The sequence below is a fragment of the Gemmiger formicilis genome, from assembly GCF_016900095.1.
Taxonomy (GTDB): Bacteria; Bacillota; Clostridia; order Oscillospirales; family Ruminococcaceae; genus Gemmiger; species Gemmiger formicilis_A.
The window spans coordinates 1-8162 of sequence record NZ_JACJJP010000051.1 but is presented as its reverse complement, the minus strand read 5'-3'; the positions used below and the strand labels follow the sequence as shown (position 1 = coordinate 8162).

General features: G+C 55.5%; 14 protein-coding genes. 11 read left to right on the top strand and 3 right to left on the bottom strand.

Annotated features, from left to right (window positions below):
- Positions 1-160 precede the first annotated feature (160 nt).
- The 3 genes from H6B15_RS14795 to H6B15_RS14785 all read right to left on the bottom strand — a co-directional run bounded on the left by H6B15_RS14795 (position 161) and on the right by H6B15_RS14785 (position 2871).
- Positions 161-1234 (bottom strand): tyrosine-type recombinase/integrase, encoded by a 1074-nt coding sequence (locus H6B15_RS14795; protein WP_204648778.1) that lies wholly within the window; start codon positions 1232-1234, stop codon positions 161-163.
- Between the two features lie 187 nt (positions 1235-1421).
- The gene (locus tag H6B15_RS14790) at positions 1422-1979 is read right to left on the bottom strand and encodes a zeta toxin family protein (protein ID WP_204648777.1); all 558 of its coding nucleotides are present in this window, start codon (positions 1977-1979) and stop codon (positions 1422-1424) included.
- Between the two features lie 529 nt (positions 1980-2508).
- Positions 2509-2871, bottom strand: a complete 363-nt coding sequence (locus tag H6B15_RS14785; RefSeq protein ID WP_204648776.1) for a helix-turn-helix domain-containing protein — start codon at positions 2869-2871, stop codon at positions 2509-2511.
- Between the two features lie 140 nt (positions 2872-3011).
- On the opposite strand from H6B15_RS14785, the gene H6B15_RS14780 reads away from it, so the two are divergent.
- The 11 genes from H6B15_RS14780 to H6B15_RS14730 all read left to right on the top strand — a co-directional run bounded on the left by H6B15_RS14780 (position 3012) and on the right by H6B15_RS14730 (position 8004).
- The gene (locus tag H6B15_RS14780; protein ID WP_204648775.1) at positions 3012-3215 is read left to right on the top strand and encodes a helix-turn-helix domain-containing protein; all 204 of its coding nucleotides are present in this window, start codon (positions 3012-3014) and stop codon (positions 3213-3215) included.
- A gap of 3 nt (positions 3216-3218) precedes the next feature.
- On the top strand, positions 3219-4337 hold the full coding sequence (locus tag H6B15_RS14775) for an AAA family ATPase (RefSeq protein WP_204648774.1): 1119 nt from the start codon (positions 3219-3221) through the stop codon (positions 4335-4337).
- Between the two features lie 185 nt (positions 4338-4522).
- A complete protein-coding gene (locus tag H6B15_RS14770; protein ID WP_204648773.1) occupies positions 4523-4675 on the top strand; it encodes a hypothetical protein in 153 nt (50 codons plus the stop codon).
- Positions 4672-4893 carry a helix-turn-helix domain-containing protein gene (locus tag H6B15_RS14765; protein WP_204648772.1) on the top strand — a complete coding sequence of 74 codons (222 nt, stop codon included), beginning with the start codon at positions 4672-4674 and terminating at the stop codon, positions 4891-4893. Before H6B15_RS14770 ends, H6B15_RS14765 begins: the two co-directional genes overlap by 4 nt.
- Complete coding sequence (locus H6B15_RS14760; protein WP_204648771.1) at positions 4890-5165, top strand: hypothetical protein; 276 nt, start codon at positions 4890-4892, stop codon at positions 5163-5165. Before H6B15_RS14765 ends, H6B15_RS14760 begins: the two co-directional genes overlap by 4 nt.
- The gene (locus H6B15_RS14755) at positions 5155-5487 is read left to right on the top strand and encodes a hypothetical protein (protein ID WP_204648770.1); all 333 of its coding nucleotides are present in this window, start codon (positions 5155-5157) and stop codon (positions 5485-5487) included. The genes H6B15_RS14760 and H6B15_RS14755 overlap by 11 nt, the downstream gene beginning before the upstream one ends.
- On the top strand, positions 5474-5737 hold the full coding sequence (locus H6B15_RS14750) for a hypothetical protein (RefSeq protein WP_204648769.1): 264 nt from the start codon (positions 5474-5476) through the stop codon (positions 5735-5737). The genes H6B15_RS14755 and H6B15_RS14750 overlap by 14 nt, the downstream gene beginning before the upstream one ends.
- Complete coding sequence (locus tag H6B15_RS14745) at positions 5721-6074, top strand: S24 family peptidase (protein ID WP_204648768.1); 354 nt, start codon at positions 5721-5723, stop codon at positions 6072-6074. The genes H6B15_RS14750 and H6B15_RS14745 overlap by 17 nt, the downstream gene beginning before the upstream one ends.
- A complete protein-coding gene (locus H6B15_RS14740) occupies positions 6061-6396 on the top strand; it encodes a hypothetical protein (protein WP_204648767.1) in 336 nt (111 codons plus the stop codon). Before H6B15_RS14745 ends, H6B15_RS14740 begins: the two co-directional genes overlap by 14 nt.
- 125 nt (positions 6397-6521) lie before the next feature.
- Positions 6522-7364 carry a sigma-70 family RNA polymerase sigma factor gene (locus tag H6B15_RS14735; protein WP_204648766.1) on the top strand — a complete coding sequence of 281 codons (843 nt, stop codon included), beginning with the start codon at positions 6522-6524 and terminating at the stop codon, positions 7362-7364.
- A 37-nt stretch (positions 7365-7401) separates the two neighbouring features.
- A complete protein-coding gene (locus tag H6B15_RS14730) occupies positions 7402-8004 on the top strand; it encodes a hypothetical protein (RefSeq protein ID WP_204648765.1) in 603 nt (200 codons plus the stop codon).
- The last annotated feature ends 158 nt before the right edge of the window (positions 8005-8162 follow it).

Sequence of the window (8162 nt, the reverse complement as noted above, 5' to 3'; positions counted from 1 at the left end):
GTGGTGCGCGGTACAGGACTCGAACCGTTTCCGCCGGGCATGATGCGGTGGAGCGGTGCCCGCGCAAGGCTTTGTTACGGCCCGCCGGGCGGTCTGGTGTTTTCGGTGGGGAACGGTGCGGGCTGCTCTAAAAGGGAAAAGTGCGGTCAAAAGTGCGGTATCACTGGGCGTTCTTCAGCACCCGGAGAAACACGCCGTTGACAGCCTGGGCGGTGGTTTCATCGTCGCCGGTCAGGGCGTGGCCGTAAATGCCGAAGGTGTCCATGTCCTGGCTATGGCCCACCAGCTGCTTGACTTCCCCGGCGGGCAGCGTCTTGACCACCGACACAAAGGTGTGCCGCAGTTCATACAGCGTGCAGGGCGTCAGGCCGTTGGCGGCGCAGTAGGCTTTCCACCGGGCATAGTAGGTCTTTTCCCGATGGATGCAGAACACGCTTTCCTGGCCGCCGGTAATGCTGCGCTGTTCCTCCAGTACCCGCCGGGCCATGTCGGACAGGATGAAGGAGCGGACCGCGTTCTGGTTCTTGCCCTGGGTTTCTTCCCCATGGACGTTTACCGCCCGGCGGATCTCCACGGTGCAGCCATGCACATCAACCCAGCGCAGGCCGATCAGCTCCCCGGGGCGCAGGCCGGTGAGAACCTGGAAGCGGTAGGCGTTGATATACTCATCCCGGACAACCTTGCCGCGCCACAGCGTGGTGTCCGTGTTCAGCAGCTTCAGCAGGTCCCCGGGCTGCAATACCTTCTTTCCTTTGTACCTGGCCCCGGCGGGCACCCGCAGCCCTTCAGGATTGAAGGTGCTGACCTTGCAGGCCCGGCAATACTTGCAGAAGGCCCGCAGGTCTGCACACAGGGACTGCAGCGTCTTTTTGCTGCGCCCTGCGGCGTATGCCTGGTTGACGATGCCCTGCAGGTCCTGTTCGGTAAGGCTGGTGATACGCTTGCGCCCGATCCGGGGCAGCACCCAGACCTTCCACCGGCTGAAAATGTTCTGGCAGTTGCCGGTCGAGGTGGTTTCCTGCTGGACGGCGTACCATTCCCGGTACAGAGCTTCCACCCGGGCGCCGCGGGGATTGATGCCCTCATCCAGCCAGGCGTCTGCCTTGGCGTTGGCTTCCCGCTGGCCGGTGCGGCCCGGCTTCGAGCTGTAGAAACTCTTGCGGATACCGTCTTTCTGCACGTCAATGCGCCAGCGGCTGCCGTTCCAGGCGGCGGTGTTGGTCCTTCTTCCCATAAAAATAACCTCCTTGTGGGTACACTTTGACAAGCCCACACAGGAGGTTGTATAATAACAGATGCTAGGGCTGTCTTATACACTCGCTGTGTAAGCTGTTCTATTCAAAACCGTTCCCGGTTGCCGCCGGGGGCGGTTTTTTCTTTTTGTCTGGGCGTGTCCAATATGGACACATTCGCCCGGCGGGTCATTCCATCGCTTGCATCAGTTCCACAAGCCAGGCGGGACGCTTGCTGCCGATGGGCAGGATCTCCCCATTGCGGTACTCGGCTACCAGGACAAAGCCGTTGTCGTTGTCGAAGAAGCGGGCTTCGTCGCAGTATGGCAGGATCTTCACCACGTCGGAGAACCGCCGGGCAAAACGGGCTTCCACGTCCCGCCGGGGGATATCGTGTCCACCCTTGCGGACCCGGTTTTCAATGCGCTGCAGGCTCTCCTGCAGGTTGTCCAGACCTACATAATACAGCCGGATGTAATACCCGGCCTCCTTGGCCCGGCGGGCCAGCTTGCGGGCATAGCCGCCGGAAAGGGTAGTTTCCTGGGTGAAACTGACGCCGTCGGCCAGTGCCCGCTCCAGCTTCTCCACGGCCACCTTACCGCCCTCGTATTCATCCCCGCCCAGTTCGGCGGTGATCTTGTCCGGGTCCACGATAATGCCCAGGTCGGTGCGCTCGGCTTTGATGGAGCCGGTCAGACTGGATTTGCCGCAGCCGTTCACGCCGCCGATGATGGTATAGATCTTCATGGGCTTTGACCTCTTTCTGGTTTTAGGTTTTATCAGGTTCCGCGCGTTATCGTGTCCACTAATTCTCGCCGCTTTGCCCGCCAGCCCCACAGACGGGCTGCAGGAGACGCCGCAGGAGCAAAACAAGTCTGGCTAATATATTTTCCCACCTGTGCAGGAAACGCCCTGTACAAGGGCTTGCAGGGCTGTTTCCGGGAGGGTGCCCGCCGGGCGGTAATGCGTTGCCGAAATTTTCGGCAACATACTGTGGACGGGGTAACGGTTCGTTACCCCCTGATGGGGTGGCGTTTCGCCACCCACCGGCGAGGGAGTCGCGTTTCACGACCCCACCGCCCGGCGGTACCTCGTGTTTCACGACCCACCGGCGCCGATCGGGCCGCCGTGCCCGTCCGAATTTCGGACGAGCTCACCGCTGTCCAAAATTTGGACAACGGTACCGATGCGACAATTTGTCGCAACCGCTGCCAGCCGAGGTCATACCAATTTGGTACACCTGGATGCAGGCCCGGCATGTGAGGTGCTGCTACGTTTACTCTTTCCGATATTCCGGTATCTTTGCAATGTCCTCCACGGTGTCAGCTGCCTTTTCGGCCCCTTTGTGGTTCAGTTTGGAAAAAGCCATTGTCATGCGTTGATACAAAACATCGTCAACCGATATTTCGGATTCATCGCAGGGGTCCATGTTTACGCATTTCCACTGGTCAATTATTAAATCACTTGCGTACAGGTTTAGAGATCTGGCGATTTTAGCTATAGTTTCAAGTTTCGGTTCTCTAACACCGCGCTCATATTGCTGTAAAGTTATGGTTGCGATACCACTTTTTTCTGCCAGTTGTTTTTGAGTAAGTCCTGCTTTTTTTCGCGCAAGTTTTATATTTTGTCCTATAGTCAAGTGAAGGCACCTCCCTTCTATTTAACGATAATAACATATTTATAAAACACATTCAATATGAATCTAAAAATAAATATTGACACATTCGATTTGAAGCTGTATAATAGCATTCAAAATGAATGTGCAGGAGGTGAAAAACAATGAAGTTGGACCGAACGAAACTTGATATTGCAGTTGCAAATGCAGGTGTACCCAGTTACCGGCAGCTTGCCCAGCGTGTCGGATGCAGCGCCCAGAATCTTTCTGTGATTCTGAACCGTGGCAGCTGCAAACCCGCCACCGCCAACAAGATTGCCCAGGCTCTGGGTGTGTCGGTGGAAAGCATAGTCAGGAGGGAGGAATAAACAATGCGAACAAGAGATTGGGACGCTGACATCATAATAAAAGGACCCGACTACAAGACCAGGCTTCTGCTGGAACCAGACGACGATGATCTGCCGGAGATCGTCAGCGCAGCGGACTACCTCGGAAAGCTGCCGAATCTGAAAAGCGAACTGATCTACGGCGTACTGCGCCAGGGGCACAAGATGCTTCTGGCTGGTCCCAGCAAAGCTGGCAAGAGTTTTGCCCTCATCGAGCTGTGTATATGCATCGCGGAGGGCAGCAAGTGGATGGGGCGCTTTGATTGTGCGCAAGGAAAAGTTCTCTATGTAAACCTAGAGATTGACCGGGCCAGCTTTTATAACAGAATCCAGGCCGTTTATAAGGCGCTGGATGTGGAGCCCCTGAGCCTGGAAAACATTGCCGTGTGGAATCTTCGCGGGGTTCCGATCACTTTTAACCAGTTTGTTCCGGCTGTCATACGCAGGGTAAAGGCCAACGGCTGCACTACCGTTATCCTGGATCCCATCTATAAGTTGGGCACCGGAAACGAAAACGACGCCGGGGCAATTTCCAGTTTCTGCAACGGCCTGGACAGAATCAGTGACCAAACGGGCTGCGCGGTGATCTACTGCCACCATCACAGCAAAGGGGACCAGAGTTGGAAAGTGAGCGCTGACAGGGCTGCCGGTTCCGGCGTCTTTGCCAGGGACGTTGACGCGCTGCTGGATGTTATTGAGCTGGAGTTGCCGCCGGGTAAGCGCCGGGACGGCGTGACAGCCTGGCGCATCGAGGGCACACTGCGGGAGTTTGCCAGATTTGAGCCGGTGGATGTCTGGTTCAATTATCCAATCCATGTTATGGAGCACTTCGACCCTGCCGACAATGTGGCGCCGCACGCGCAGCTCCCGCCGCACCAGCGCGCAATGAACGCCCGCAAGAGCAAGGAACAGAAACTGCGGGAACGCCAGCACCGCCTTGAAGCTGCCGTTGATATTCTCCAGGCTGAAGGAAAAGCACCAACCATACAGGCGTTGGCCGAGTATCTGGGGGTAAGTAAGCAGACTGTCCGGAACATGGTAGATGAACATGACATGTTCGAACGCATGCAAGAAAAAGGGGCCCCGATACAGCGCAAAAGATAACGGGTCAAAAAAACAGAATTTTCGGCATTTACGTTTGCACTGAAAAGGGTCAAAAAAACACTATTATATATAGCAAAAAATATATGTGTAAGGGTGTCCCCAAGTATGGGGGCTGAGAGTGCCCCATACCTTGGGGAACCCCCTCCCTTACACTTTGGCATGAACAGGAAAGGAGAGATCAACACATGACCGCAGCCGAAAAGGTTGACGCTTACCTGGACAGGGTATTGTGTTACCTAGCTACACCCTGGAACCAGCGCGATCCGGATGAGTATGAAGCGCTTATGGCCATGAAGGCCGAGATCTACACCATGAGTAAAGGAGATGCAACAACATGAGACCGTTTTACAATCTGCGTGTCCGCTTTGCGGAATGCGAAATGAGCCAGAACGAAGTTGCCCGGCGGGCCGGTATGGCTCCCAGCACTATGACCGCCCGTATGACCGGGCAGCAGCCCTTTGATGCCTGGCAGATGGATGCCATTGCCGAAGCCTTGGGCATTGATCGCGCCGACTATGGCAAATACTTCTTCCAGCCGAAGAAGGTGGGCGCATGATTGGACGTGCGGTGCATCAGCTGCTGCGGACGGTTGTGGAACTGGCGGCTGTTGGCCTGGGCGTTTGTGCCCTGGCGGCGCTGGCCGCCCTCCATATCCCCGCGCTGCTGGCCTGTGTGCTGGCTGAAAATGCCCTGATGGGGCTGTGGTTCTCGCTGAAAGAAAAAAGGCCGCCCCGGTGCTGGAACACCGGAACGGCCAAGGCGGTAAAGTTTGCTGCTGTTACCGCCTCCATCATACCAGAAATGGAGGAAAATTACAATGAAGTTTGAAAAGACCATCACCCTGACTGCCTACGAGGTGGAGTACATCGACCAGCGGCAGCCCAAGCCGCGCACCGTACACCGGGAAACTGTTGTGCTGGACGGCGACCGGCTGGCAGCCCTGGAAGGCCTGGGGATGCGCCCGACGGGCTATCTGACCCAGCAGTTTGAACGCAGCGGCTACACCGTGGCCACGATCCGCCGGGGCGAGACCATCAACGCCCATGTGGACCTGTCGGAACTGTGGGACAAGACCCGGAAAGAAATCGAGCTGCAGCAGGTTGTGGCGGCAGCGGCCCGGCTGGGAGGTGGTCACAATGCAGAAAAATGAAGAAGCCAGACGGTGTGTGGATTTTGGTGATTCCATATTGCTGATGCCTGCTGAAGTGTACGAACTGACAATGCAATCAGACTTGCCTTATGGAACGTATTCCCTTATGGATGGAATTGCAAGGCTGTATGGTGTAAATGCTCTGGGAGACAGTAAATGTCTCCTTACGTCTATGATGACTGCTGCGTTTGTGGCGGGCTGCGCCTATGCTGGTGTAAAGGAGGGAACTGGCCATGACATACGGAACTAAGGAAATGGAATTGCCTCACTTCCTGGGCGCAGATTTTGCCATGACATACACCGGGAGAACCCTTCCTTCTTTGGGCCTTATGTTTGGGGATGTCGTTTGTATTCAGGCCACAAGTGATGTTACATATAAAAGCCTTGTTGTGATACGAGAACAGGAAGAAAATCTGCTATGTAAGTTGTTTGATGTTGAAGGTGGGATTTCCCTTGTGCCAGCAGACCCCTATTGTCCGCCGCGATTTTATTTAGGAGAAAAGCGACCGGTAATCATTGGACAGGTAACTGGCTGGATTCACAGAGAGCCGACCGCGCTTAAAGGTGGTAGCAATGAAACAGAATGACCAGACAGTGGAACCGTACCCGTCTGTTTGGGAGAGCCTGAAGGCGCAAAAGGTTTTTGCCGATTCTGTTCGGGAAAATATGCAATGGCCGGATGTTTCTCTTGACCTGGTTGTAAAGAGTTCTATTGACAGTGTTTGGAGGGCCGGAAGGGCATACCAGATTGCCAAGAACCGGGAACACAACCAACTGACAGAAGAAGAACGATGCATATTGCAGGCCATCCAAGAACGGCCAGATCTGATGGGCCGGATTTTGGACATTCTGGCCCATGACTTTGAGAGAGCAAGCAATGGGGAGGCAGAACAGCGTGAAGCGAAGTAAACGACACGAGATACGCGCCAGGGACAGTCCCGGAAGATTGCCTTGACCTGCGAAAGGAGATGTTGACCATAGAATATACCGACGGGCGGTTGAACATAGACCGAAGCCAGAGAAAATCGGACAACATGACTTCCGGGCAGCAGGAAGCAAACGCGGCTCTGGCTGCCCTGGCCGCCTCAGGCAACGCCTTTGCCCTGGGCCAGCTGTGGGAAATCAATAAAGGGCTGCTGCGCTCTATGTTCTGGAAGTGGTACCCCAGCCACCGGGAGCAGGCGGACGCCCACGGTCTGACGGCGGACGATTTCGAGCAGGAAGGCTATTTTGCCGTCCAGTGTGCCGCCGAGCACTACGACCCGGCGAAAGGCTCCTTTTCCGTGTGGTTATGGCAGGCAATGCAACGGCAGATTCAACACACATTGACCGGCGGCCACCGGCGCAACATTATCAGCCCGGATGGAAAGGCCCATACGATCAGCGCCGACCCGCTGAACCATTGCACAAGCCTGGATATGCCCCTTGATACGGAGGGTGACGGCGCGGCTACCTTGGGAGACCTTCAGCCTGATCCGGCAGCCGCCGGGGAACTGCAGGCGGCAGAGGACAGAATCTTCCATGAGCAATTGCACGACGCTGTGGAAGAGGCCCTTTCAAAACTGACCGAACGGGAAACGCTGGTTATCCGGGGGCAATATTACCAGGATAAGAGCGTGCGCCAGATCTGCGAGGAAACCGGGCTTACCAGGGGACAGGCCGCCAATGCGCGGCACTCTGCCTTTGCCAAACTGCGCCGCAATCCCCGCCTACTCTGTTGGCATGATGAGGTTATCCAGACCCATGCCTGGCGCGGCACCGGCTCTGAAGCCTGGGCCGCCGACGGAAGCGTGGAGGAACGGACCGTTGAGTACCTGGAAAACATTCTTGAACGTTTGGACAGCCCAGACAGGGAGGTGATGCAGAAAGAGCCGTGATAGAATACCACATACCCAACAAAAGGAGAATTACAAAATGTTTGATAATAATTCCAATTATTCGGCTTACCTGACCCGAATTTACAACGCCTACGGCGATTGGGTCACTGCGTTTTCGAATTACCTGGACGAAACGAAAGAAATCCGCGCAAACTACAATCAGGTGGCGCAGTATCATGCGCTTGAAGAGCAGCGTACAAAGTTCGCGGAAGTCAGAAACAATTCCGTGTATCAGATTCAGCAGGCCGGTGAAGAACTTTGTGCCGCCATCAGTGAGAACTGGAGGCCCAACCCGCAAAGCTACATCACCAAAGCTATCGAGACTTATTCTTCGGAGTTTCTTTCGCCTACCGTGGCCGACCTGGAACACGCCGCCGAGGACTACGGCAAAAACGGTACAATGCTTTGCGCCCTGTATAACATTGCCAAGAAGCGTGGCATTGATGGAGACATCCAGCGCGGCTCCCCGCTGTATCACGCCGACCGCCGGGAGAAACTGGAAGCGGCCCGCAGCCTTGTCAATGAAATATTGGGCATCATGAACACTGATGACCCGATCAAGTTCCGCGCCCGTCAGGCTTTCTTGTACAATTTCGAACAGTACGAAGCCGCCAAGTTGGAAATCATCGGCAATATCTGATATACTGCGGTCAAAACTGCGGTAAAACAAAAAGAAAAGACCCAGGAACCTGCGTTCCTGGGTCTTTTATCGTGGTGCGCGGTACAGGACTCGAACCGTTTCCGCCGGGCATGATGCGGTGGAGCGGTGCCCGCGCAAGGCTTTGTTACGGCCCGCCG

Excerpts from the sequence above, each read along its gene's own strand:
- H6B15_RS14780 (WP_204648775.1), top strand. The coding sequence starts at position 3,012 with ATGAAGTTGGACCGAACGAAACTTGATATTGCAGTTGCAAATGCAGGT.
- H6B15_RS14775 (WP_204648774.1), top strand. The coding sequence starts at position 3,219 with ATGCGAACAAGAGATTGGGACGCTGACATCATAATAAAAGGACCCGAC.
- H6B15_RS14750 (WP_204648769.1), top strand. The coding sequence starts at position 5,474 with ATGCAGAAAAATGAAGAAGCCAGACGGTGTGTGGATTTTGGTGATTCC.
- H6B15_RS14760 (WP_204648771.1), top strand. The coding sequence starts at position 4,890 with ATGATTGGACGTGCGGTGCATCAGCTGCTGCGGACGGTTGTGGAACTG.
- H6B15_RS14765 (WP_204648772.1), top strand. The coding sequence starts at position 4,672 with ATGAGACCGTTTTACAATCTGCGTGTCCGCTTTGCGGAATGCGAAATG.
- H6B15_RS14740 (WP_204648767.1), top strand. The coding sequence starts at position 6,061 with ATGAAACAGAATGACCAGACAGTGGAACCGTACCCGTCTGTTTGGGAG.
- H6B15_RS14795 (WP_204648778.1), bottom strand. The coding sequence starts at position 1,234 with ATGGGAAGAAGGACCAACACCGCCGCCTGGAACGGCAGCCGCTGGCGC.
- H6B15_RS14730 (WP_204648765.1), top strand. The coding sequence starts at position 7,402 with ATGTTTGATAATAATTCCAATTATTCGGCTTACCTGACCCGAATTTAC.
- H6B15_RS14790 (WP_204648777.1), bottom strand. The coding sequence starts at position 1,979 with ATGAAGATCTATACCATCATCGGCGGCGTGAACGGCTGCGGCAAATCC.
- H6B15_RS14745 (WP_204648768.1), top strand. The coding sequence starts at position 5,721 with ATGACATACGGAACTAAGGAAATGGAATTGCCTCACTTCCTGGGCGCA.
- H6B15_RS14770 (WP_204648773.1), top strand. The coding sequence starts at position 4,523 with ATGACCGCAGCCGAAAAGGTTGACGCTTACCTGGACAGGGTATTGTGT.
- H6B15_RS14755 (WP_204648770.1), top strand. The coding sequence starts at position 5,155 with ATGAAGTTTGAAAAGACCATCACCCTGACTGCCTACGAGGTGGAGTAC.
- H6B15_RS14735 (WP_204648766.1), top strand. The coding sequence starts at position 6,522 with ATGACTTCCGGGCAGCAGGAAGCAAACGCGGCTCTGGCTGCCCTGGCC.